The 22,990-nt window shown below is 68.7% G+C and carries 22 protein-coding genes and 1 pseudogene; 12 read left to right on the top strand and 11 right to left on the bottom strand.

Annotation, left to right across the window (positions count from 1 at the left end):
- Nucleotides 1–134 precede the first annotated feature (134 nt).
- Nucleotides 135–1,163 (top strand): annotated as a pseudogene (purM, locus tag AB4Z09_RS22380) (phosphoribosylformylglycinamidine cyclo-ligase); the annotation flags it as partial.
- 129 nt (nt 1,164–1,292) lie between these two features.
- Here the strand turns inward: purM and AB4Z09_RS22375 are convergent.
- The 4 genes from AB4Z09_RS22375 to ygfZ form a co-directional block, all read right to left on the bottom strand.
- On the bottom strand, nt 1,293–1,508 hold the full coding sequence (locus tag AB4Z09_RS22375) for a DUF3073 domain-containing protein (RefSeq protein ID WP_114720753.1): 216 nt from the start codon (nt 1,506–1,508) through the stop codon (nt 1,293–1,295).
- Between the two features lie 184 nt (nt 1,509–1,692).
- Nucleotides 1,693–2,646: an asparaginase gene (locus tag AB4Z09_RS22370; RefSeq protein ID WP_174908328.1), complete on the bottom strand. Its 954-nt coding sequence runs from the start codon at nt 2,644–2,646 to the stop codon at nt 1,693–1,695.
- Nucleotides 2,643–3,305, bottom strand: coding sequence for an MOSC domain-containing protein (locus AB4Z09_RS22365; RefSeq protein ID WP_174908329.1), 663 nt, complete (start codon nt 3,303–3,305; stop codon nt 2,643–2,645). The genes AB4Z09_RS22370 and AB4Z09_RS22365 overlap by 4 nt, the downstream gene beginning before the upstream one ends.
- Complete coding sequence (gene ygfZ / locus AB4Z09_RS22360) at nt 3,302–4,432, bottom strand: CAF17-like 4Fe-4S cluster assembly/insertion protein YgfZ (RefSeq protein ID WP_442240686.1); 1,131 nt, start codon at nt 4,430–4,432, stop codon at nt 3,302–3,304. The genes AB4Z09_RS22365 and ygfZ overlap by 4 nt, the downstream gene beginning before the upstream one ends.
- A gap of 85 nt (nt 4,433–4,517) precedes the next feature.
- Here ygfZ and AB4Z09_RS22355 point away from each other — a divergent pair, with 85 nt between their 5' ends.
- The 6 genes from AB4Z09_RS22355 to AB4Z09_RS22330 all read left to right on the top strand — a co-directional run bounded on the left by AB4Z09_RS22355 (nt 4,518) and on the right by AB4Z09_RS22330 (nt 12,651).
- On the top strand, nt 4,518–5,387 hold the full coding sequence (locus tag AB4Z09_RS22355) for an aminodeoxychorismate lyase (RefSeq protein ID WP_174908333.1): 870 nt from the start codon (nt 4,518–4,520) through the stop codon (nt 5,385–5,387).
- Between the two features lie 156 nt (nt 5,388–5,543).
- Nucleotides 5,544–7,061, top strand: a complete 1,518-nt coding sequence (locus AB4Z09_RS22350; protein WP_442240685.1) for a cytochrome ubiquinol oxidase subunit I — start codon at nt 5,544–5,546, stop codon at nt 7,059–7,061.
- 9 nt (nt 7,062–7,070) lie between these two features.
- A complete protein-coding gene (gene cydB / locus AB4Z09_RS22345; RefSeq protein WP_442240684.1) occupies nt 7,071–8,108 on the top strand; it encodes a cytochrome d ubiquinol oxidase subunit II in 1,038 nt (345 codons plus the stop codon).
- A complete protein-coding gene (gene cydD, locus AB4Z09_RS22340) occupies nt 8,105–9,850 on the top strand; it encodes a thiol reductant ABC exporter subunit CydD (RefSeq protein WP_174908339.1) in 1,746 nt (581 codons plus the stop codon). The genes cydB and cydD overlap by 4 nt, the downstream gene beginning before the upstream one ends.
- Nucleotides 9,840–11,567, top strand: a complete 1,728-nt coding sequence (cydC, locus tag AB4Z09_RS22335; protein ID WP_442240683.1) for a thiol reductant ABC exporter subunit CydC — start codon at nt 9,840–9,842, stop codon at nt 11,565–11,567. Before cydD ends, cydC begins: the two co-directional genes overlap by 11 nt.
- Nucleotides 11,568–11,844: 277 nt before the next feature.
- Nucleotides 11,845–12,651: a hypothetical protein gene (locus AB4Z09_RS22330; protein WP_442240682.1), complete on the top strand. Its 807-nt coding sequence runs from the start codon at nt 11,845–11,847 to the stop codon at nt 12,649–12,651.
- Nucleotides 12,652–13,089: 438 nt separating this feature from the next.
- Here the strand turns inward: AB4Z09_RS22330 and AB4Z09_RS22325 are convergent, their stop codons facing one another.
- A complete protein-coding gene (locus AB4Z09_RS22325; protein ID WP_442240681.1) occupies nt 13,090–13,788 on the bottom strand; it encodes an FABP family protein in 699 nt (232 codons plus the stop codon).
- A gap of 272 nt (nt 13,789–14,060) precedes the next feature.
- Between AB4Z09_RS22325 and AB4Z09_RS22320 the strand changes: the two genes are divergently transcribed.
- Nucleotides 14,061–15,359: a cutinase family protein gene (locus AB4Z09_RS22320; RefSeq protein WP_442240680.1), complete on the top strand. Its 1,299-nt coding sequence runs from the start codon at nt 14,061–14,063 to the stop codon at nt 15,357–15,359.
- A gap of 128 nt (nt 15,360–15,487) precedes the next feature.
- Here the strand turns inward: AB4Z09_RS22320 and AB4Z09_RS22315 are convergent, their stop codons facing one another.
- The 6 genes from AB4Z09_RS22315 to AB4Z09_RS22290 all read right to left on the bottom strand — a co-directional run bounded on the left by AB4Z09_RS22315 (nt 15,488) and on the right by AB4Z09_RS22290 (nt 18,706).
- Entirely contained in the window at nt 15,488–15,793 is a 306-nt protein-coding gene (locus AB4Z09_RS22315) for a DUF1416 domain-containing protein (RefSeq protein WP_114720781.1), read from the bottom strand.
- A gap of 5 nt (nt 15,794–15,798) precedes the next feature.
- On the bottom strand, nt 15,799–16,632 hold the full coding sequence (locus AB4Z09_RS22310; protein ID WP_442240679.1) for a sulfurtransferase: 834 nt from the start codon (nt 16,630–16,632) through the stop codon (nt 15,799–15,801).
- A gap of 91 nt (nt 16,633–16,723) precedes the next feature.
- Nucleotides 16,724–17,194: a DUF4395 domain-containing protein gene (locus AB4Z09_RS22305; RefSeq protein WP_442240678.1), complete on the bottom strand. Its 471-nt coding sequence runs from the start codon at nt 17,192–17,194 to the stop codon at nt 16,724–16,726.
- A 138-nt stretch (nt 17,195–17,332) separates the two neighbouring features.
- A complete protein-coding gene (locus tag AB4Z09_RS22300; protein WP_350317252.1) occupies nt 17,333–17,419 on the bottom strand; it encodes a putative leader peptide in 87 nt (28 codons plus the stop codon).
- Between the two features lie 22 nt (nt 17,420–17,441).
- Nucleotides 17,442–17,927 (bottom strand): thioredoxin family protein, encoded by a 486-nt coding sequence (locus tag AB4Z09_RS22295; RefSeq protein ID WP_442240677.1) that lies wholly within the window; start codon nt 17,925–17,927, stop codon nt 17,442–17,444.
- Entirely contained in the window at nt 17,924–18,706 is a 783-nt protein-coding gene (locus AB4Z09_RS22290) for an LmeA family phospholipid-binding protein (protein ID WP_174908352.1), read from the bottom strand. The genes AB4Z09_RS22295 and AB4Z09_RS22290 overlap by 4 nt, the downstream gene beginning before the upstream one ends.
- 142 nt (nt 18,707–18,848) lie before the next feature.
- Here AB4Z09_RS22290 and AB4Z09_RS22285 point away from each other — a divergent pair, with 142 nt between their 5' ends.
- From AB4Z09_RS22285 to pstC, 4 genes are all read left to right on the top strand, one after another.
- On the top strand, nt 18,849–19,616 hold the full coding sequence (locus AB4Z09_RS22285) for a winged helix-turn-helix transcriptional regulator (protein ID WP_114720795.1): 768 nt from the start codon (nt 18,849–18,851) through the stop codon (nt 19,614–19,616).
- Nucleotides 19,617–20,537, top strand: a complete 921-nt coding sequence (mshD, locus tag AB4Z09_RS22280) for a mycothiol synthase (RefSeq protein ID WP_174908354.1) — start codon at nt 19,617–19,619, stop codon at nt 20,535–20,537.
- Between the two features lie 217 nt (nt 20,538–20,754).
- Nucleotides 20,755–21,882: a phosphate ABC transporter substrate-binding protein PstS gene (gene pstS / locus AB4Z09_RS22275; RefSeq protein ID WP_114720801.1), complete on the top strand. Its 1,128-nt coding sequence runs from the start codon at nt 20,755–20,757 to the stop codon at nt 21,880–21,882.
- A gap of 58 nt (nt 21,883–21,940) precedes the next feature.
- Nucleotides 21,941–22,990: a phosphate ABC transporter permease subunit PstC gene (pstC, locus tag AB4Z09_RS22270; protein WP_114720803.1), complete on the top strand. Its 1,050-nt coding sequence runs from the start codon at nt 21,941–21,943 to the stop codon at nt 22,988–22,990.

Raw genomic sequence — 22,990 nt, 5'->3', positions numbered from 1 at the left:
CCGGGGATGCCCGAGCAACTCCGGTAGCGTAAGGGCGCAATCGAGGTGATTGCGCATGCGCACATGCATTCGCGACCGCTGCGGATGCTGCAGTTGAGACGTTCACCGAGTATCAAGGCTGGAGCCAGAACCCAATGACCGAGGACAGTACCCGCACGCAGGGCGCTTCGTACGCCGCCGCCGGAGTGGACATCGAAGCGGGCGACCGGGCAGTCGAACTGTTCGCCCCGTTGGCGAAGAAGGCCAGCCGCCCCGAGGTCATGGGTGGTCTCGGTGGTTTCGCCGGCCTGTTCTCCCTCAAGGGTGGATACAAGGAGCCGCTGCTCGCCGCGTCCACCGACGGCGTCGGCACCAAGCTCGCCGTCGCGCAGGCCATGGACAAGCACGACACCGTCGGCCTCGACCTGGTCGCGATGGTCGTGGACGACCTCGTGGTGTGCGGCGCCGAGCCGCTGTTCCTGCAGGACTACATCGCGGTCGGCCGGGTCGTCCCCGAGCGGGTCGCCGAGATCGTCGGCGGCATCGCCGAGGGCTGCATCCAGGCCGGCTGCGCGCTGCTCGGCGGCGAGACGGCCGAGCACCCCGGGGTGATGGCCGACGGTGACTACGACCTGTCCGCCACCGGTATCGGCGTCGTCGAGGCCGACCAGGTCCTCGGACCGGACCGTGTCCGCCCGGGCGACGTCGTGATCGGCATGGGCGCGTCGGGTCTGCACTCCAACGGTTACTCGCTGGCCCGCAAGGTGCTGCTCGAGATCGACCACATGTCGCTGACCGGGCACGTCGACGAGTTCGGCCGTACCCTCGGCGAGGAGCTGCTCGAGCCCACCAAGATCTACGCCAAGGACTGCCTGGCGCTGGCCGCCGAGACCGACGTGCGCACGTTCTGCCACGTCACCGGTGGCGGCCTCGCCAACAACCTCGCGCGCGTGATGCCCAAGGGCCTCGTCGCCGAGCTGGACCGTGGCACCTGGAGCCCCGCTCCCGTGTTCACCATGATCGCGCAGCGCGGTCGTGTCGAGCGCGCCGAGATGGAGCAGACGTTCAACATGGGCGTCGGCATGGTCGCGATCGTCGCGCCTGAGGGTTCCGGGGACGACGTCGTTCTAGGCGGTGTCGGCCGGTTAGGGCCGGAGATGCCAGAGGCGCCAGACGTGCACCCGGGATGCCGGAGATGCGACGGCATTGCACGCGCGGGCAGGCCGCGAAGTACTCACGGAGATACCACGAATGAGGGGGAGCCGGTCGGGCTCCCCCTCATTCGCGTTTGTCCGACTGGGTCAGGACGACAGTCAACGACGCCAATCGTCGTAGTCGTCGTCCTCCCAGGGAGGGCGGTTGTCCTCGTCGGAGCGCTTGTCGGCGATGACTCCGCCGTTACGGGACGAGCCGGATCCACCGCCGCTCGAGAGCTCTCGTTGCAGGCTGTCGAAATCCGTGGACGGAGAGCTGTATTTGAGCTCCCGTGCAACCTTGGTCTGCTTTGCCTTAGCCCGGCCGCGGCCCATGGCTGACCCCCTCGCGCTTTCGCGGGGCGGCCTGGGGAATTTGGCGGCCCCGCGTGAGTGTTGATGTTTTCCTGACCCACACTCTAGCGTGCAAATGTCGCTTCCGCCTCCACGAATGGTTCCCGGTGGTGTCTGATTTGTCTCAGAGGGCCCGTGAGCTGGAGTGATGGCGAATTTCTGCAGGCTAGAACACACCCGGGACGGCGCGTATCGTCCCCACTCGGGCGCCGCCGCCGAGGACGGGCTGGGACGCCAGTGCGGCGTGGTCCTCCGACCACGTCACGCCGAGCCGGTGGAGCAGCGCCGCGGTCAACGGCAGCCGGGCCCGCTCGTGCCCATCGTCGATCTTGAACGCGAAGGCGGTGCCGTCGGGCAGCGCGCCCGCATGGACTCCGTCGGCGCCGGCCTTGCACAGCAGCCCCGGCACCGCCGGCATCAGGCGGGCGTCGTCGCGACCGGTGCCCGACACGAGGTGCGGGTGCGCGCGGATCGCGTCGGCGACGGATCGCTCGGCCGATCCGGGTTCGGCCGTAGCCAGGCGGGAGAACGCCCGCGCGAGGTTGGTCAGCGACACCGGAATGATCGGCAGCCCGCAGCCGTCGATGCCCAGTTCGGTCTCGGGTTCGCCGCTGAGTTCGGCGATGGTCCCGATCACGGTGCGCTGGAGCGGGTGGGCGGGGTCGAGGTACGTGTCCATCGGCCAGTCGTTGGCCGCGCATGCTGCGAGCATGGCCGCGTGCTTGCCCGAACAGTTCATGTAGACCGTTCGGGGCGGCCGGCCCGTCGCGAGCACCTCGGCGCGCGCCAGTTCGTTCGCCGGCAGGTCCGGAGGGCACTGCAGCTGCCGCTCCTCGAGGCCGTGGCGGTCGAGTAGCTGCTCGACGAGTTCGACGTGCGCGAGCTCGCCCTCGTGCGACGCCGACGCGATCGCCAGCTGCTCGCTGGACTCGGGCACGAACCCGCTGCGGAGCAGTGCGACCGCCTGCATCGGCTTGTTCGACGACCGCGGGTAGATCGGCGTGTGGACCTCGCCGAGGGTCAGCGTGCTGGTTCCGTCCGGCGCGAGCACCACCAGGGAACCGCGGTGCACGCACTCGCGGAATCCGGATCGGACGACCTCGACCAGTTCGACGCTCACGACGGCACCTGCTCTTCCAGACGGTTCAGGAACTTGCGGACCCGGGCTTCGACCGTGTCCGCGAGATCGGGTTGTTCGGCGAGCAGGCGCGCCAGCCGGGCGGCGTCGTCGCCGACGAACACGTCGCGGACGGTCACCCCGTGTGCGGGCACCGACAGGATCTCGACGGCGTCGCCGGCCTGTATGCGGCCGGGGGTCAGCACCCGCATGTACGCGCCGACGTCGGCGCGTTCGGTGAACCGCTTGACCCACCGTGGCTCGCCGGACCAGTGCGCGAACGTCCCGCACGGCACGCGCGGCTCGGTGATCTCGAGTTCGACGTCGCCGATGCGCCAGCGGGTGCCGATCACCGCGTCGGTGGTGGGCACGCCGACCACGCGCATGTTCTCGCCGAACCAGCCCGGCGCGAGGGGCCGGCCCAGTTCCGACGCCCAACGCTCGGCCTCTTCCGTGGAGTAGGCGTAGACCGCCTTGTCGCGCCCTCCGTGGAACTTCGTGTCGCAGACGTGGTCTCCGGTCACCCCGCCGGTTTCGACGCGCACAGGGCCCGTCACGGGCCGTTTGTCGATGGCCGTGCGCGGCGCCCGCTTGCTGGGTGCGTCGCGGTCGGCGAACACGACGCACACCGCATCGAGGCGGCCGGTCGACGCGCCCGTCACCGGCCGCGCAACCGGTCGACGGCCGCCCGGCCCGCCTGCACCTCGTCGTGCCGCGGCACCGAGTCCGCGTCGATCGAGGCGGCGCACGGCCCGGCGACGAGCGCGGTCTCGACGGGCACGGTGCGCTTCACCAGCGCCAGCGCGATCGGTCCCCACTCGAAGTGGTCGACGACGGTGCCCACGCGGCCGACGGTGCGCCCGTCCGCGGTCACGGACTCGCCCGCCTCGGGGCGACCCTCGGCGGAGCCGTCGAGGTGCAGCAGCACGAGGTGGCGCGGCGGCTTGCCGAGGTTGTGGACCCGGGCCACCGTCTCCTGGCCGCGGTAGCAGCCCTTGTCGAGGTGGACGGCGCCGTGCTCGGCCGGCCCACCGATCCAGCCGGCCTCGTGGGGGATGGTGCGGTCGTCGGTGTCGACGCCGATCCGCGGGCGCAGCGCTGCGACCCTCAAGGCCTCGAACGCCCACGAGCCGGCCGGACGCGCGCCGGCCGCGGTGAGGACGGTCCACCAGCGGCTGAGTTCGCTGCGCGGGATCACCAGGTCGAACGAGTCCACGGTGGGCCACGGCATCCGGCGCACGAATCCGCCGCCGGCCAGCGGGACCGCGTGGTACACGCCGGGCAGTGCCGACACGCCGAGCGCCTCCAGGAAGGCGGGGGAGGATGCGACGTCGGGGCCGAGCAGGCTCAGCACGGCCATGTCGTTGCCGTCGCGCGGCTCGGCCTTGGACCAGAACACCATCTTCTGCAGGAAGGTCAGCAACTCCGGGCCGTGGTCGGCCTCGGTGTCGATCCACGTCACGCCGTCGATGTCGGTCTGCACGAAGTGGTGCTCGATGCGGCCGTTGATGTCCAGGCTCAGGTTCTCGGCGCTGGACCGGTCCGGGAGCGCGGCGACGTGCTGGCTGGAGATGGTGTGCAGCCACGTGAGCCGCTCGTCGCCGGAGATCGCGATGACGAACCGGTGGGAGCGGTCGACGACGGCTGCGGAGCGGACCGCGGCGCGTTGCTCGGCGAACGGATCGCCGTAGTGCCATGCGACGCCGGCATCCGGTGAGCCCTCGGGCGGAGGGACCGCGCTGGGCGTGGACAGAAGTGGACTGGGTGCAACGTGCGGAGTGTCGGCCACGGCCCCATTCTAGGAGCGGTGAGCGACGGTGCCGCGTGACACAGGGAACTGCTGGTCGCGCCGAGTTCTGACTATGGTGGGCGGCATGGCTGAGCAGGTTGGACAGGTGCTGGTGACACTGGACGGGCAGGTGCGCGACGCCGACGCCCCGCTCCTGCACGTGGACGACCTCGCCGTGGTGCGCGGCGACGGCGTGTTCGAGACGCTGTTGGTCCGCGACGGGCGGGCGTGCAAGGTCGGGCTGCACCTGGATCGTCTGGAGGCGTCGGCGACCGCCCTCGAGTTGCCCCTGCCGGGCCGTGGGTTGTGGCGCCGCGCCGTCGAGGCGGCGGCCCGGGAGTGGGGACGCGACCGGGAAGGCTGGATGCGTCTTCTGCTCAGTCGTGGCCGGGAGACCGGGGGACCGGCCACCGCGTTCGTGTCGGTGGGTCCGGTCGCGGAGCGTGTCCTGCGTGCTCGCCGCGACGGGGTCTCCGTCATGACGCTGCCGCGCGGGTACTCGGTCGACCTTGCGGCGTCGGCGCCGTGGCAGCTGGCGGGGGCGAAGACTCTGTCGTACGCGACGAACATGGCGGCCCTGAGGCATGCCCAGGCGCAGGGTGTCGACGACGTCATCTTCACGAGCAGTGAAGGACGAATTCTGGAGGGTCCCCGGTCGACGGTCGTGATCGCCCGGGGTAAGACGTTGATCACTCCGCCGCCCGAGCACAGCATCCTGCCGGGCACCACGCAGCGGGCCCTGTTCGAGGTCGCCGGGGCCAAGGGATACACGTGCAAGTACGAACCTCTGAATCCCGTGGATCTTGTTGTCGCGGAGGGAATCTGGATGGTCTCGAGTGTTACCCTGGCGGCGCGGGTGCACACCCTCGAYGGGCTCTCGTTGTCGGTGTCGCCGGCGGCCGAGGACGTGGCCTCGATGGTTCAGTTGGCCGTCGAGACGGTGGGGTCGGACTAGATCGGGTTAGGCGCCGACCGAAAGGTCTACTACATTCCGTAGTAGCAATCCGCTGCGGGGAGCTTCTGCCCGCAGTAGCTTTGTGAACAGGGATCGAGCGGACGCCCACGTCTCGACCCCGAAGCCTGTCCTACGGGCCGACTTTTCGGAGTAGCCATGGATGTCTTGGATGTCTCCCGGTGGCAGTTCGGAATCACCACCGTCTACCACTTCATCTTCGTTCCCCTCACGATCGGACTGGCTCCGCTGGTCGCGATCATGCAGACGATGTGGGTGATCACGAAGAAGGATCACTGGTATCGCCTCACCAAGTTCTTCGGCAAGTTCTTCCTGATCAACTTCGCGATCGGTGTCGCGACAGGCATCGTGCAGGAGTTCCAGTTCGGTATGAACTGGAGTGAGTACTCCCGGTTCGTCGGCGACGTCTTCGGTGCCCCACTGGCGCTCGAGGGTCTCGTCGCGTTCTTCCTCGAGTCGACGTTCCTCGGCCTGTGGATCTTCGGCTGGACCCGACTGCCCAAGGGTGTCCATCTCGCGACGATCTGGTTGGCCGCGATCGGTGTGAACGCCTCGGCGTACTTCATCATCGTCGCCAACTCGTTCATGCAGCACCCCGTCGGCGCGCGTTTCAATCCGGAGACCGGACGCGCCGAGCTCGAGAGCATCTGGGCCCTGCTGACCAACAACACGGCCATCGCGGCGTACCTTCACGCGGTTGCAGGTGGCTTCCTCACCGCCGCAACGTTCGTGGTCGGCATCGCCGGTTRGTGGATGGTGCGCAACATGCGCAAGTCCAAGACCTCGGCTCCGGAGGAGGCCGAGACGCTCGTCGAGGACGCGCGTGGAATGTTCCGGCCGGCCGCGCGGATGGGCATGCTCGTGATGATCATCGCCGGTATCGGTCTCATCTACACCGGTGACGTCCAGGGCAAGCTGATGTTCCAGCAACAGCCGATGAAGATGGCGTCTGCAGAGTCGTTGTGTCACACCGAGACCGATCCAGACTTCTCGATCCTCACCGTCGGTACCCACAACAACTGCGAGGGTGTCACGCACGTGCTCGAGGTGCCCTTCGTGTTGCCATGGCTGGCCGAGGGCAAGTTCAGCGGCGTGACACTGCAGGGCGTCGAGGATCTGCAGGCTCAGTACGAGCAGCAGTTCGGTCCCGGCAACTACCGTCCCAACCTGTTCGTCACGTACTGGTCGTTCCGCGCGATGATCGGTCTGGCTGCCGGGTCGCTGGCGCTGGCGCTGGCCGGACTGTGGGTCACCCGTCGGGGCCGGGTCCCGGACCAGAACTGGTTCAAGTGGTTGTGCCTCATCGCGATTCCGATGCCGTTCCTCGCGAACAGTGCGGGCTGGATCTTCACCGAGATGGGCCGTCAGCCCTGGGTGGTGCATCCCAACCCGACCGGCGTCGACCTGATCCGGCTCACCGTCGACCAGGGTGTCTCCGATCACCCGACCGGGCTGGTCGTCACCTCGCTCGTGGTGTTCACGCTGCTGTACGGCGCGCTGGGTGTCGTGTGGTTCTACCTGATCCGCCGGTACGCGGTCGAGGGACCGTCGCCGCACGATCTGCATCCGCCGGGTCGAGGGCCCGCGCCGAAGGCCGGCGGCCCGGGCGAACCGGGCGAGCCGGAGGCCGAAGAGCAACTGTCGTTCGCGTACTAGGAGACCGTCATGGGACTGCAGGAATTCTGGTTCATTCTCATCGCGGTGCTCTTCGTCGGGTACTTCGTACTCGAGGGGTTCGACTTCGGTGTCGGAATGCTGATGCCCGTCCTGGGCAAGACGGAGAACCGTCGTCGCGTGCTGCTCAACACGATCGGGCCCGTCTGGGACGGCAACGAGGTGTGGTTGATCGTCGGTGGTGGTGCGCTGTTCGCGGCGTTCCCCGACTGGTACGCGACATTGTTCTCCGGGTTCTATCTACCGCTGCTGATCATCCTGGTGGCGTTGATCCTGCGAATCGTCGCGATCGAGTGGCGCGGCAAGATCGACGACGACAAATGGCGGCGGCGTGCCGACTGGGGCATCATGATCGGCTCCTGGGTGCCGGCAGTGCTGTGGGGTGTCGCATTCGCGAACATCGTCCGCGGTGTCGCGATCAACGCGGACAAGAAGGTGACGTCAACCTTCTTCGACCTGCTCAACCCGTACGCGCTGCTCGGTGGCATCACCACGGCGCTGGTGTTCGCGCTGCACGGCGCGGTGTTCATCGCCCTCAAGACCGCCGACGACGTGCGGATCGACGCCGCGGACCTGGCGAAGAAACTCGCCATCCCGACGGTCCCGATCGCCGGTGGGTTCGTGCTGTGGACCCAGCTGGCCCACGGCAAGGGCTGGACGTGGCTCCTGGTGGCACTCGCGGCAATTGCCGTGATCGCGGTGGTGTTCCTGACCCGGGCCGAGAGCGAGGGCTGGGCGTTCGCGTTCACGACGCTCGCGGTGATCGCCACCGTGGTGCTGCTGTTCGCGTCGCTGTACCCGAACGTGATGCCGTCGACGACGAGCGAGGCGTACAACCTCACGATCGAGAACGCGTCGTCGAGTCCGTACACCCTGAAGGTGATGAGTTGGGCGGCAGTGATTCTCACGCCGATCGTGCTGTGCTACCAGGGCTGGACGTACTGGGTGTTCCGTAAGCGGATCTCCACCAAGCACATCCCGCCGTCGATCGGGCTGTCCCGCAAGGCTGGATCTACGAAGGTCGGATGAGTACTGATATCGATCGCCCCGCCCGATCGAGTCGACGGGCGGGGCGGCGCGGGGGTCCGGTGGATCCCCGCCTGTGGAAGTACTCCGCGTCGGCGCGCGGCTACCTGATCCTCACGGTCGTCCTGTCCGCGATCAACGTCGCGATGGTGATCGTCTCGGCCGTGCTGATCGGCACGATCCTGGCCGGGGTGATCACCTCCGATCGGCGCAGCCTCGCGGACTGGCGTACCGACCTGATGTGGCTCGCCGTGGCGGTGGCCGTGCGGGTCCTGGCGGCCTGGCTGCACGCGCGGTACGCCCACCGCTCCGCCAACCGGGTGGTCGCCGAACTCGAGGTCGAGGTCCTGCAGGCGGCCGTGCGGATGCCGCCGCGCACCCTCGACCCGCGCCGCGACGAGATCGCGACCGTGCTCACCCGGGGCGTTCGCGCGTTGGCGCCGTATCTGACGGGCTATCTGCCCGCGCTCATCCTGGCGGCGACGCTCACCCCGGCGACGCTGGTGGTGATCGTCATGCAGGATCTGACGGCGGCGATGATCGTCGTGATCACGCTGCCGCTCATCCCCGTGTTCATGATCCTGATCGGCCTGCTCACGAAGGGGAAATCCGAGCAGACGCTCGCCGCGTTGACGCGCCTGTCGGGGCAGCTCCTGGACCTGTTGGCCGGCCTGCCGACGCTGCGGGCGCTCGGCCGCGAACACGGCCCCGCGACGCGGGTGCGCGAACTCGGGGACGCGCACCGCAAGACCACGATGTCGTCGCTGCGGGTCGCGTTCCTGTCGTCGATGGTGCTCGAACTGCTCGCGACGCTGTCGGTGGCGCTCATCGCCGTCAGCATCGGCCTGCGTCTGGTCTTCGGCAACATGGAACTCGAGCCGGGCATTGTCGCGCTGATCCTCGCGCCCGAGGTCTACCTGCCGCTGCGCATGGTCGGTGCCCAGTTCCACGCCGCCGAGGACGGTGTCGCTGCCGCAACCAAGGCGTTCGGAGTGCTGGACGAGGCCGCGGAACAGCGGCCGACCGGCACTCGCGCGGTGGTGGCCGAGGGTGCCGTCGTCGAACTGGCGGGCGTAAGCGTGCGGTCCCGGTCGGGGACGGCGCCGGACCGGTTGGATGCGAGGTGCCTGCCCGGCGCGGTGACCGTGCTGACCGGTGCCAACGGGTCCGGAAAATCCACTGCCCTGCAGGTGGTTCTGGGACTGACCGAGCCCGACGCCGGATCGGTGCGGATCGACGGGACCGACGTCCGTGACCTGGACCCGGCCGGATGGTGGGCACAGATCGCGTGGCTGCCCCAGCACCCCGTGATCGTCCCGGGCACCCTCGCCGAGAATCTCGCCCTCGTCGGCGACGTCGACACGGACGCCGAGCGATTGCAGCAGGCATGTCGGGCAACCGGATTCGACGATGTCCTCGCGGAACTGCCGCGCGGATGGGACACCGTCGTCGGTGCCGGGGGACTGGGGCTGTCGCTCGGTCAACGCCAGCGACTGGCCCTCACCCGGCTGTTGGTGTCGTCGCGGCCGGTGCTGTTGCTCGACGAGCCGACGGCGCACCTGGACGAAGAAACCGAACGGACAGTGTTGAACTCGCTACGTGAGCTCGCCCGCCACGGCCGCACCGTCGTGGTCGTGGGACATCGCCCGACCGTGCTGGCGGCGGGGGACCAGGTGATCGAGGTGGCGGCCCGACACGACGTCGTGGCCGACGAGGACGCGGGAGCGCAGCACCATGAATCGTGACCTGGTGCGGGCGATACGGCTACTGGATCTGCAGCCACGGCGCGTGCTGGCCGCGATCGCCGCGGGTGTCGCGACGCTGGGCAGTGCGCTGGCGCTCGCGGCGCTGTCGGCGTGGCTGATCACGAAGGCGTGGCAGATGCCGCCCGTGCTCGATCTGACGGTCGCGGTGGTCGCGGTGCGTGCGCTCGGCATCTCCCGCGGCGTCTTCCGCTACCTCGAACGCCTCGCGACGCACGACGCCGCGCTGCGCGGCACCACGTCGGCCCGGACGAAGATCTACCGCCGCCTCGCGGACGGTGATCCGGCGGCGGCCGCAGGACTCCGGCGCGGTGACCTGCTGGCCCGGACCGGCGCCGACGTCGACGCACTCGGCGACGTCGTGGTGCGGGCGCTGATCCCGATCGCCGTCGCGGCGATCATGGCACTGTCCGCCGTCGTCGTGCTCGGGCTGATCTCGCCGCCCGCCGCGCTCGTTCTCGCCGTCGCCCTCGCCCTGTCGGGGGTGCTGGCGCCGTGGCTGTCGGCGCGCGCGGCTCGGATTGCGGAGTCCCGCAGCGCGGCCGCGACGGCACTGTTCAGCGAGACCGCGGTGACCGCACTCGACCATGCCGCCGAGTTGCGGGTGGCCGGACGCCTCGACGACGTCCTCGCGAGTGCGGAGGCCACCAACCACGACGCGGTTCGGGCCACCGACCGGGCCGCCCTGCCCTCGGCGTTCGCCGCCGCCGCGACACCGCTCGCGATCGGGGCCAGTGTGCTGGGGTCGCTGCTGATCGGAATCACGCTGTACGGGCTGGACGGTGGTACGCCGGGCGCGATGACGCCGATGTCGTTGGCGATCCTCGTGCTCGTGCCGCTCGCCGCATTCGAGGCGACCGGTGCCCTGCCGGCGGCCGCGCTCGCGCTGACCCGGGCTCGGATCGCGTCGGGTCGGATCCTGGCGTTGCTGGATCGGGCCGGTGAGCCGCTGCCCGAGGGCGCCGAGGTGCTGTCGGGTCCCGGACGGGTTCGTGCCGAGGGCTTGCGGTGCGGGTGGCCTGGAGGCGAGAGGGTGACCGCGCCCGTGGATCTGGATCTGTCCCCGGGGGCGCGTGTCGCCGTGGTCGGCGGGAGCGGTGCGGGCAAGACCACGCTGCTCATGACCCTGGCCGGGTTGCTGCCGCCGGTCGACGGCACCGTGTCGCTCGACGGCACACCGATCGCACGATTCCAGCCCGACGCGCTGCGCCACGAGATCGGGTTCTTCGCCGAGGACGCCCATCTGTTCGACACGTCGGTCCTCGAGAACCTGCGTGTCGCCCGTGGCGACCTCGACGAGGACACCGCGGTCGAGGCGCTGCGCACCGTGGGGCTGGGGGAGTGGGTGGCGCAGTTGCCGCGCGGCGTGCACACGTCGCTGGGCGGTGGGGCTCGGGCGGTCTCCGGTGGCCAGCGCCGACGCCTGCTGCTCGCCCGCGCGCTCGTCTCCCCTGCGCGGGTGCTGCTGCTCGACGAGCCCACCGAGCACCTCGACGCGGCGGACGGCGCGAGGATCCAGCGGGCCCTGCTCGACCGGGAAGGTGGGCTGGTCGATCGGGAACGGACCGTGGTCCTCGTTACGCACCAGTTGCCGCCGGACGCCCGCGCCGATCGCATCGTGACCGTCGGTAACGGAATCGGCCGGGATGTGGATTGTGTCAGGGAGTCCGCGGGTCTCGACTCGGCTCGGCCCGCCTGACCACGGACGACGCGTCGGCAAGCGCGGTACCCAGATGTGGAACGCGTTCTAATTGTTCGGCCAATCGCGGCTACCGGCCGCGCCGTTACAGGTCGGTGAACCCAAAAGTTGTTGCGCCACCTAGTAACTGCCCTGCTGGACGAACGTCCGAAAAACCGGTTAGTATGTGATCGTCTTCACTGCTGTATGGGCGATTTGCCGTGACTTCACGGTCTAAATTGAAACGCGTTCTACCTAGAACTGCCTCCCCCTCAGGAACGATCGAAGGAGCATGTACATGTCTCGAACGTTGACCCGCCGCATCGCGGCCTCCGTTGCAGCCGCAGCCATCGTTGTCGGTGGTGTCGGCCTCGGCGCCGGCACGGCGATCGCTGCGCCGTCCACCGGATCGGCGGGGTCGTTGGGCAGCTCCGATGCCGGCCCGGCCGCCGACGGCGTCGTCCCGCAGCCGGGCGTCTCGTACCCGCAGGAGGGCACGCGTGACACGTCGAACATCCGTGTCACCAAGCGAGTCGTCGGCGATGGGACGGTGGCCCCCGGTCAGATCGTCACGTACCGGACGACGATCTCCACCACCGGGCACCCCGAGCGTTACATCAACAAGATCACCGATTACCACCCGGCTGGGTTCACCTACGTGCAGGGCAGTGCGCAGGTGACTGCGTGGCATGCTCTCGGTGGATCGAAGACCGAGAAGGTCACCCCGCAGGTCAACGCCAACACAAACTCCGTGACGGTGACCGATTCCGGGTGGCTGATCTCGCCGACCGGCAGCAAGACGGTGTCGTTCGAAGCGTCGTACCTGGTTCCGCGGAATGTCACGGTCGGAAACGTCCACAACAGCGGCGTTGCGTTCGATGTGTCGTTCTTCGGGTCGACGCAGAACTTCGACCCCATCGACGCATGGGTCAAGATTCGTTCGCAGAACCCCGGCGAGGCGGTCTCCACCGGTTCGGCTGACCTGGGCTTCGGCTCGTCCAACCCGGAGGGCGGCGCAACCGGTTCCGCCGGATCGGGGATCATCAACGACCCCGCCGGCTTCATCGCCGACATCATCAGCAACGTGTTCAAGAACGGCAGTTAGTACCCCTCGTCGGCCACCAACAGGACATGAGCGCACGGTCCGAGACCCGAAACTGTGCCGTGAATTCCCGTTCAGGCCATCGGGCAGAATGACTGAACCGAACGAGCCCCGCCCTGGACATCTCCGGGGCGGGGCTCGTTCGGTGAGGGCACCTTCGACCGAAAAACCCGTTGCCGAGCGCCGTGACCGGGCGTAGCTTCGGGCGTACACGAGGAAGGAGGTGGTCTGAAGTTGATTGACAAACGGACACGTGAGGTGGCTGTCACCTAGCCACGATGCTCTCGGAATTCACTGACCGCCTCGCGGCTGGCGAATCCCAGGCAGCTACCCGACCCCCGAGCCCTCCGGTCACGTCCAGATCGGAAACCCACGACAAACGAAGCCCCCGGGCATCGTCCGTGGACGGGCCCGGGGGTCGTTGCTGTGTATGAGGCTGTCTCAGCCGATGTAGCGCGACAGACGCGCGGAGAACCGCGGCGCGAGGGGGCCGTCGGCGACGACGCGCTCCTCGACGTAGGCCAGATCGCCGCCTTCGACGATCCCGTACAGGCGCTTGGCGCCGCCGATCAGCTCGCCGGACTCGCTGCGGATCACGACGTCGGTCGCGAGTTCCCACGACGACTGCGTGAGAGCCTGGCCGTAGAACAGCTCGACCACACCGGAGGCGTGCGTGAGCAGGAGCTCGACGACCTCTTCGTTGGTGCTGCCGGGGATGCCGTCACCGGCGACGCGCCAGTAGCCGCTCTCGCGCTGACCGGGTCCCACGTATTGACCGTCGGCGTCCAGGCGCCAGGAACGGGACTCCCACGCCAGGTAGTTGCCACCGTCGTGCGAGACGACGATCTGCTGACCGAACGAGTAGTCGCCGGTCTCCGGATCGTGTCCTTCACCCTCGCCGCGCCACACGCCGACCAGCGGCAGCAGTGCGAGCAATCCGGGATGCAGGTCCGGCCCGAGGCGCAGATTCGCGGTGTCCTCGGGCAGGGGCAGATCGGGCAGCGCCGGGATGTTGCGTCCCGCCGTTTCCTTCGCGCGCTCTACGGCACCCGCGACCGCGCGGTCGCCGCTGCCACGAGCAACGTGCGACTCGGTGTCGTCAGGCTGCGTTTCCGAGCCCGCGTCCGGATCCTGACTCACGGCTTGTCGGTGACCAACCGGTACACGACGTACAGCGAGAACCAGGTGATCAGGATGGCGGCAAGAACCAGGAGAACCTCGAAGAAGATGACCACGCGCCCATCTTAGACCGCACCCCCGAGGCGTTCGAAATCGGCAGCAACGCGGCAGTTCCGGGCACTGATCTTGTCGATTCCCGATCCGTACCGGATTTGCGGTATACGGTGCTCGCGGAATCGCGAACGAATCACGAACTGTCACGCCTGCGGGGGTGCGCACGGTCGGAGGTGTCGATGGCTCGTCGAGGAATCGTGTCCGCGCTCGGCGGGGTGATCGCGGCGGTGACGCTGCTGTTCTGCGCGGGTCCGGCGGTGGCAGAAGGTTCCGCGGGGGCCGGGGGCTCGGGGGGATCCGGCTCGGGGTCACTGCGCCCGCCCGTGAAGGACCCGAACAACTTCGGCGACGGCTGCCCCGACGTCCTGGTGGTCGCGGTGTCGGGCGCCGGTGACTCGACGGTGGATCGGGACCCGTTCGACGACGGGGAGCGGGTGCCGTGGTCGAACTGGCTCCCCAACATCACCGTCCCGCTCGGCGAGGCGAATCGGGATCAGCCGGGCACGGTGGGCTGGATGTACGTCCCGTACCCGTCCACCTTCGGGCTGGGTCTGCTCGAGGACGTGCCCACCTACCAGGACTCGGTGGCTGCTGGTGTCGCGTCGATGAACCGGATTCTGGACGAGAAGAAGACACAGTGCGGCGACGCGACCCAGTTCGTGCTGCTCGGCTACAGCGTCGGCGCCGAGGTCACCGAGCGGGTCGCCCGCGAACTCGGCCACCGCGGCGGCTCGGCGACCGTCACCGCCGACGATATCGCCGGGGTTGCGCTCGTCGGGGACCCGTACCGTCCCGCCGGCACCCCGTCGCTGGGGGCGCCCGGACCGCGCGGCGGCGGATTCATGTCGTCGGAACCGGCCGACTACGGGGCCCTCGACGGCAAGATCCTGTACGCCTGCCGGCCGTACGACATCGCGTGCGACGCCCCACCGGAAATCGCGGTCCTCGAACTCGCGCTGGGGGTGCTCGGGCAGATGCGGTTCACTGTGCTCAATCCGGTGCAGACGTTCGCCGACTTCGGTCGAGTGATGTCCGAGATGTCGGCGCGGACCATCGCGCACATCGTCACGCGGGACGACTGGTTCACCTCCGACGAGTCCCTGCTCGACGTGCTGCGCAAGGTGGCCGACCAGACCTACCGCGACGACGCGGCGGCCGCGGAGGCGACGCCGGAGCGCATCGCCGCGATGATGGACTGGGCGCGCGACCCCGGTGCCGACGTGGTGCGCGCGAAGCTGCGTGCCGAGGGCGCCGGTTTCGTCGAGGACAACCGCGGCGTCGCGAACCTGATCGTGGAGCCGTACATCTTCCTGGGCTTCATCCAGCACATCCTGTACTGGAACTCCAACCCGAATGACCCCTGGTACTGGGACAGCGAGAAGGTGGTCGACTGGATCAGCGGTCTCGCACGCGAGGACGCGCCGGTGACCCCGACGTCCGGCGGATCGACCGGCTCGTCGCTGTCGTCCGGTTCCTGACTACTGGTAGCTCCGGTCCCAGTCACCGGACCGGCACACGGCCTCGAAGGCCTCGCGCAGTGGCCGCCGTCGGACGACGAAAGGGGCGTCACTCCAACAGGAGTGGCGCCCCTTTCGAGGGTCTGGATCTACTTGGCGACCGTCACGTCGACGGCGTAGACGCCGGCGCTGTCCGGGCTGATCGTCACGTCGCCGTTGCCGGAGCTGGAGAGTGCACGCACCTTCCAGGTTCCGGGGGCCGCGAAGAAGCGGAAGTCGCCGGTCGCGGAAGCGACGACCTCGGCGGTGAACTCGTCGGTGCCGTCGAGCAGGCGCACGAACGCGCCGCCCACCGGCTGGCCGTCAGCGGCCAGGACGCGGCCGGTGATGACGGTTTCCTTCTCGACGTCGACGCCCGCGGGCAGGGTCTGGGTCTGAACAGGTGCTCCGCACATATCTCTTATGCTCCCAACTCGATCGGTGCGCCGACCAGCGAGCCGTACTCGACCCAGCTGCCGTCGTAGTTCTTTACGTTCTGCTTGCCCAGGATCTCCTGCAGCACGAACCAGGTGTGGCTCGAGCGCTCGCCGATGCGGCAGTAGGCGATGGTGTCCTTGGTTTCGTCGAAGCCCTTGTCCGCGTACAGCTTCGCGAGGTCCTCGTCGGACTTGAAGGTACCGTCCTCGTTGGCGGTGGTGCTCCACGGGATGTTGATGGCGCCCGGGACGTGGCCGCGCTGCTGCGCCTGCTCCTGCGGCAGGTGCGCCGGCGCGAGGATCTTGCCCGAGTACTCGTCGGGGGAGCGGACGTCGACCAGGTTCGCGGAACCGATCGCGGCGATCACGTCGTCGCGGAACGCGCGGATCGAGGTGTCGGGCGCGGCGGCCTTGTACTCGGTGGCCGGGCGGGTGACGGTCTCCTTCGACAGCGGACGGCCGTCGAGTTCCCACTTCTTGCGGCCGCCGTCGATCAGCTTGATGTCCTGGTGGCCGTACAGCTTGAAGTACCAGTAGGCGTAGGCCGCGAACCAGTTGTTGTTGCCGCCGTAGAGGACCACGGTGTCGTCGTTGGCGACGCCCTTCGCGGACAGCAGAGCGGAGAACTGCTCCTGGTTCAGGAAGTCGCGGCGGACGCCGTCCTGCAGATCCTTGCGCCAGTCGAGCTTGATCGCGCCCTCGATGTGGCCACCGTCGTACGCGGCGGTGTCCTCGTCGACCTCGATGAAGACGGTCTTCGGGGCGGTGAGGTTCTGCTCTGCCCAGTCTGCGGAGACCAGGACGTCGGAGCGAGCCATGGGTTGTCCTTTCGGTATGGGAACGGCGTGCGTGGAGCGTGGGAGTGCTGTGCGGTTGAGGGCCCGCACGGGTGGAGCGAAGTACTGCGGCTCAGGCCGCGCTGGGGGTCGCGCCGCCGCGCAGGCGGTTGGCGAGCGGGTAGATCTGGCAGCCCAGGCAGATCCCGAACGCGGCGTTGAGCAGGGCCGCGAACAGTGCGAAGCCGGTGGCGATTCCGCCGACGAGGCCGGCGCCGAGCAGGAACGCGACGGTGCCGACGGCCGCGAAGACCAGGCCGACGAACTGCGCGAACCGCAGCGGTGCGACGGGCTCGCGTTCGACGGTGGGGCTCAGGCGCGGCGCGACCAGCGTCGCGAAGAGCCGCCCGTACGGGCTGCGACGGGGACCGGCGACGGCGCCGATCGCGAACACGACCGCCTGTGCTGCCAGCAGCAGGCCGGCGGCGAGTGTCGAGACGGTGGACAGCACCAGCACCGCGACGAGGACAGCGGTGGTGATCCATGCGGCAAAGCGTGGACCGCGGACGTCGACCTGCTGGCTCTGGAGTGTGGGAGTGGACATCTGGGAGTGCTCCTGCGGGCTACCGAGTGCTGACATGCCGACGTGGGAACGCGGCAGGGACCGGATTTCGGGGTTTCACCGATCACGGACGGGTCCGTCAGCGAGAACGCTGGGAAGAAAGATCGACCGTCTGCGTGATCAACAGCAGGGACAGCAACAACCACCGAGGCGGCACAGATCGACTGCGCGGCGACGGGTGAGCATCAGCTCATGGTTGGCGTACACGTGGTGCAGCGTACCCGGTTTCTCAGGAAATTGAATCCCCGGATGTGAGGAGGGTCTCGATCGACGACTGGAGGTCCGTGGCCGACGGCACACCGGAAATTCGGAAGCGCTCGACCAGTGCTCCGTCGAGAATGAACGTCGTCGGCAGGGACAGGACACCGAGTGTCTTTGCGAGGGAAGGGTGCTCGTCGATATCGAGCTCCACCTCGGTGGCGGTGGGGGAGTCGGGTGAGCCGTCGGTGTCGGCGTCGAGGCGCTCGAGTACCTGCCCGATCACGCGGCGCGCCGCGGCGCACGGCCCGCACCAGTCGGCCGAGAAGTGCAGAACGATCGGTCGCCCGGTGGCCGTCACGCCGGCCGCGGCGAGCTGTGCGGTCCACGCGTCGTCCACCGCGTCGGCCGTGGGGGCGGGCGTGGATGCGCGGACCTTACCGGCGCGGCCGCGCAGGATCAGCCCGACGGCGAGCGTCGCGACGACCGCGATGACCAGGATGGTGATTGCGGTCACTGCTTCGTCTTCAATTCGTCGAGGTTGACGACGACGTTGTCGCCGGACCCTTCGATGACGATCTGCGAGCCCTCCGCGTAGACCTCGGTGGGCATGACACCGAACGGGAGCGACTGCGGATCGATCGTCTTGGTGAACAGGTCGAGTACCCCCTGCCGGAGCGGTGCGGGCACCGTGAAGTCGGCCTCGCCCTCCGGCCCGAAATAGAAGTCCGTCGCCACGATCACCAACTGCTCGCCGCGCAGCACCAGGTCGGCCTGCACGCTCACCGACGTCTGCAGCGGACCCACCGGCACCGTGCCGGTCAGCACGATCCCGCCGGTGGTGGGGGAGCCGGAGCCGCCGGAACCCCCGGTGCCGTCCGACTTGCTCGCCGGGGGTGCGGAAACCTGCAGGTCAGGGATGCCGAGGAACCGCCCCAGGTCGGTGGCGTCGATCATCATCCGGCCGTCGAGATGATCGACCGGGACGGTGCGGACCGAGCCGTCGAGCAGGGCCGACGCCGGCACCGACACGCCGTTCAGGGTCGCCTCGATGGTCACCTCGCCGATCATGTCGTTCGGCACCTGCCGGGCGCGGACCTCGACGTTGTCGTACTTGCCGTTCCGCGCCTGGGTGAGGAACGGGAAACCGTGGATGGTGACCTCGGGATCGGCGGTGAGGGAGCCGCCCTCGCGGAGCGCGCGCGAGACGCGGTATTCGGAGTAGGCGGCAGCGCCGAAGTCGACGACGACGACGAGTCCGACGAGGCACACCAGTCCGATGATGAGTTTCCGCACCACATCATTCTTACCGGCCTCGCCGAGGACCGGTGCGGCGGTCCTGCGCAAACTCGCGCTAATCTGTCCCCGAAACAAGAACGTCGGTCCACTCGGTGTCGGCTCTTCCGCCGGCATTCGTGCCGCGAGAGAGGGAGGTGGAGTGGAGCTACTGCTTCTGACCTCCGACCAGAACCCCGAGGCGGTGCTGCCCTCGTTGGCGCTGCTGTCACATTCCGTTCGCCCCGCTCCGACGGAGGTGTCGTCCCTGCTGGAGGCGGGATCCGCGGATGTGGCGCTCGTCGACGCCCGCACCGACCTCGCGGCCGCGCGCGGCCTGTGCCGACTGCTCGGCAGCACCGGGTCGGCGGTCCCGGTCGTGGCGGTCCTCACCGAGGGCGGCCTGGTGGCCGTCAACTCGGACTGGGGTCTCGACGACATTCTGTTGCCGACCACCGGCCCGGCGGAACTCGACGCGCGACTGCGGTTGCTGGTCGGCCGCAACGGGGGTGTGGCGAGTCCGGAATCCGCCGGCAAGATCACGCTCGGCGAGCTCGTGATCGACGAGGGGACGTACACCGCACGACTGCGGGGTCGTCCCCTCGATCTGACTTACAAGGAGTTCGAACTCCTCAAGTACCTCGCGCAGCACGCCGGTCGGGTGTTCACCCGGGCGCAGCTGCTGCAGGAGGTGTGGGGCTACGACTTCTTCGGCGGCACCCGCACGGTCGACGTCCATGTGCGACGGCTGCGCGCGAAGCTCGGCTCGGAGTACGAGTCGCTGATCGGCACGGTCCGCAACGTCGGCTACAAGGCCGTGCGTCCCGCGCGGCCGTCGAACCGGCCGGGGCAGGCCGCCGCCGCGGACGACCTCGGCGACGCCGACTCCGACGACCCCGACCTCACTCCCACCAACGGATCGGCGTATTAGATGGCCACGCAGCAGCTCGACTGGATCGATTCACCGCCGGCGGAGGCCGTGCGGGCGATGATCGAACGGGCCACCGCGGCGGACGGTACGGCGCCGGTGTCCGAGCACGCCGTGCGCGCGCTCACCGCGGCCGGCTCGGTCCGCCACCTGGTGTCCACCTCGGACGGTCGGGTCGTCGGGTATGCGCAACTCGAGCCCGGTCACGGTGAGCATCCCGCGATGGCGGAGGTCGTGGTCGACCCCGCCGAGCGCGGGGCCGGGATCGGTGGACGGCTGGTGGCCGAGGCTCTGGAGGCCGGTGGTCCCGGCACCCGGGTGTGGGCGCACGGCAACCTCCCCGCCGCGGTCGCGGTCGCGCGCCGGCTCGGACTCGTCGGCGCACGTGAGCTGCTGCAGCTGCGCCGGCCGCTCGCGACCCCCGAACTGCCCGACGTCGTCGTGCCGGACGGGGTCACGCTGCGCACGTATCGCGGACCGGAGGACGACGCGGAGCTGTTGCGGGTCAACGCCGCCGCCTTCGCGTGGCATCCCGAGCAGGGGAGCTGGACGCAGCGCGACGTCGACGAGCGCCGCGCCGAACCGTGGTTCGATCCGGCGGGGCTGTTCCTTGCCTACCCGGCAGAGGGGGCTGCGGGGGACCCGAACCGCCTCCTCGGTTTCCACTGGACCAAGGTGCACGCACCCGAGAACGACACCCCGGCGCTCGGCGAGGTGTACGTGGTCGGCGTCGGCCCCGACGCGCAGGGGCGTGGCCTCGGCCGGGTGCTGACGCTGGCCGGGCTGCACTACCTGCGCGACCGCGGCCTGGAGACGGTGCTGCTGTACGTCGAGGGCGACAACACCGCGGCGCTGCACACGTACGAGCGGCTCGCATTCGAGCGGTTCCACGTCGACGTCGCGTACGCCACCCCGTCCCGATAACGGCTGTTCGTGCAGGTTCGGGTGGGTGTGACGATCCCCTCCGAAGATTTCTCTCGGGAGTTCACCTTCCGTTCACCGAACCGGGTCCAGTTGGCTACCGGCGCCCCTTACGTTTCTGGCCTGGGTGGCAGTCGGTCGCCCGGTGCGAGTCACGCGTGATTCGCGCTTCCCATGCCGCCCGGAGTCGGGCGAGACGCTAGACCAGCGGAGGACAAGGGTGAACCTCAAGCGAAACGGCGCACTGCTCGGAATGGTGGCAGTCGGTGCCGTGACGGCGATGTCTCTGACGGCGTGCGGCAGCGACAACAATGCCGCGTCGTCCACCGTCGACACGTCGGCGTCGACCGCCCTGTGCGACGGCAAGGACAAGCTCTCCGGTGCGGGTTCGTCCGCGCAGAAGAACGCGATGGACGAGTTCACCTCGGCCTACATCGCGGCTTGCCAGCAGAAGGGCAAGAACGTCAACGTCGCCTACAACCCCAGCGGTTCCGGTGACGGCCGCACGCAGTTCATCGCGAACCAGATCGACTTCGCCGGCTCCGACTCCGCCATCAAGGGCGAGCAGGCCGATCAGGCGAAGGCCCGCTGCCAGGGCAACGACGCGTGGAACCTGCCGCTCGTGTTCGGCCCGGTCGCGATCGCCTACAACCTCGACGGCGTCGACAACCTGGTGCTCAACGGCGAGACCATCGCCAAGATCTTCAACGGTGGCATCACCAACTGGAACGATCCGGCCATCGCGGCGCTGAACTCCGGCGTCAAGCTGCCCGACGAGAAGATCAGCCCGATCGTGCGTTCGGATTCGTCCGGCACCAGCGACAACTTCCAGCAGTACCTCGAGGCTGCTTCCAACGGTGCGTGGACCGCCGGCGCGGGCTCGGACTTCAAGGGTGGTGTCGGCGAAGGCGCCAAGGGCTCCGCCGGTGTCGCACAGGCCGTGGCCACCGCGCCCGGTTCGATCACCTACGTCGAGAAGTCCTTCGCGGATCAGCAGAAGCTGCCGTCCGCCCAGATCGACACCGGCTCCGGCCCGGTGAAGCTGTCGCAGGAGACAGCGTCGAAGGCCATCGCCAACGCGTCGTTCAAGGGCTCGGGCACCGGTGACCTCACGCTGGACCTGAAGTCGATCTATGGCACCACGGAAGCCGGCGCCTACCCGCTGGTTCTCGCGACCTACGAGGTCGTGTGCTCCAAGGGCTACGACGCCGCGACCACTGCGGCCGTGAAGTCCTTCCTGACCAGCGCCGCCAACGAGGGTCAGCAGACCCTCGCCGAGCAGGGCTACGTGCCGCTGCCGGAGTCGTTCCGCGCCAAGATCAACGAGTCGATCTCCGCGATCGCCTGATCGGACCCGTCGCCATTCGGACCGCCCATCTATATTCAGACAGAGAATGTGAGCGCAGATGACTGACGCGAGCACACGGTCAACACCACGCGCCTCCGGCCCCGCGGACGGCGGGGCCGGGGTGGGCGGTCCGAACGGCACCCCGGAGGTCCCGATCACTTCCCCCGAGACAACGAAGCGCAAGACGGTCACCCGTCCCGGCGACCGGATCTTCGGATCGCTGGCGTCGGGGTCGGCGGTCTTCATCACGTTGCTGGTTGCCGCTGTCGGCTTCTTCCTGATCTGGCGCGCGATTCCGGCGCTGCAGCGCAACGAGGTCAACTTCCTCACCAGCCGTGAGTGGAACACCGACAACATCAACTCGATGGCGTTCGGTGTCCTGGACCTGCTGCAGGTGACGGTGATGGTCTCGCTCGTCGCGCTCGTGCTGGCGATGCCGGTGGCGCTCGGCATCGCGATCTTCCTCACCGAGTACGCGCCGAAGAAGGTGGCTCGACCGCTGGCCTACGTCATCGACCTGCTCGCCGCGGTGCCGTCGATCGTGTACGGCCTGTGGGGCCTGCTGATCTTCGCCCCGGCGATCGCCCCGGTTGCGGTGTGGCTCAACGAGAACCTCGGCTGGATCCCGATCTTCGCGGACGGCTCCGGCTCGATCCGCGGCGGCGGCACGATCTTCACCGCCGGCATCGTGCTCGCGGTGATGATCCTGCCGGTGATCACTGCGGTGACCCGCGAGGTGTTCGGGCAGACGCCCAAGGCACACATCGAGGCCGCGCTGGCGCTCGGTGCCACGCGCTGGGAGGTGGTGCGCACCACCGTCATCCCGTTCGGCAAGTCGGGTTACATCAGTGGCTCGATGCTCGGCCTGGGCCGCGCGCTCGGCGAGACCATGGCGCTGTACATGATCCTGCGCACGACGTCGCAGGCGTTCAGCTGGTCGGTGTTCGACAGCGGATCGACGATCGCGTCCAAGATCGCCCTCGGTTACGCCGAGTTCAACAACAACATCCAGGCGGGCGCCTACATCGCCGCCGGCCTGGTCCTGTTCGTACTCACCTTCTTGGTCAACGCGGCGGCCCGCGCCGCGATCGCCGGAAAGAGGGACTGA

This window comes from Rhodococcus sp. TAF43, from assembly GCF_052113525.1.
Taxonomy (GTDB): domain Bacteria; phylum Actinomycetota; class Actinomycetes; order Mycobacteriales; family Mycobacteriaceae; genus Prescottella.
The sequence above is the reverse complement of the archived record's forward strand: the minus strand, read 5'-3'. Positions and strand labels throughout refer to the sequence as shown.

Excerpts from the sequence above, each read along its gene's own strand:
- pstC (WP_114720803.1), top strand. The coding sequence starts at position 21,941 with ATGACTGACGCGAGCACACGGTCAACACCACGCGCCTCCGGCCCCGCG.
- AB4Z09_RS22315 (WP_114720781.1), bottom strand. The coding sequence starts at position 15,793 with ATGTGCGGAGCACCTGTTCAGACCCAGACCCTGCCCGCGGGCGTCGAC.
- AB4Z09_RS22375 (WP_114720753.1), bottom strand. The coding sequence starts at position 1,508 with ATGGGCCGCGGCCGGGCTAAGGCAAAGCAGACCAAGGTTGCACGGGAG.
- AB4Z09_RS22310 (WP_442240679.1), bottom strand. The coding sequence starts at position 16,632 with ATGGCTCGCTCCGACGTCCTGGTCTCCGCAGACTGGGCAGAGCAGAAC.
- AB4Z09_RS22305 (WP_442240678.1), bottom strand. The coding sequence starts at position 17,194 with ATGTCCACTCCCACACTCCAGAGCCAGCAGGTCGACGTCCGCGGTCCA.
- AB4Z09_RS22330 (WP_442240682.1), top strand. The coding sequence starts at position 11,845 with ATGTCTCGAACGTTGACCCGCCGCATCGCGGCCTCCGTTGCAGCCGCA.
- AB4Z09_RS22320 (WP_442240680.1), top strand. The coding sequence starts at position 14,061 with ATGGCTCGTCGAGGAATCGTGTCCGCGCTCGGCGGGGTGATCGCGGCG.
- cydC (WP_442240683.1), top strand. The coding sequence starts at position 9,840 with ATGAATCGTGACCTGGTGCGGGCGATACGGCTACTGGATCTGCAGCCA.
- cydB (WP_442240684.1), top strand. The coding sequence starts at position 7,071 with ATGGGACTGCAGGAATTCTGGTTCATTCTCATCGCGGTGCTCTTCGTC.
- mshD (WP_174908354.1), top strand. The coding sequence starts at position 19,617 with ATGGCCACGCAGCAGCTCGACTGGATCGATTCACCGCCGGCGGAGGCC.
- cydD (WP_174908339.1), top strand. The coding sequence starts at position 8,105 with ATGAGTACTGATATCGATCGCCCCGCCCGATCGAGTCGACGGGCGGGG.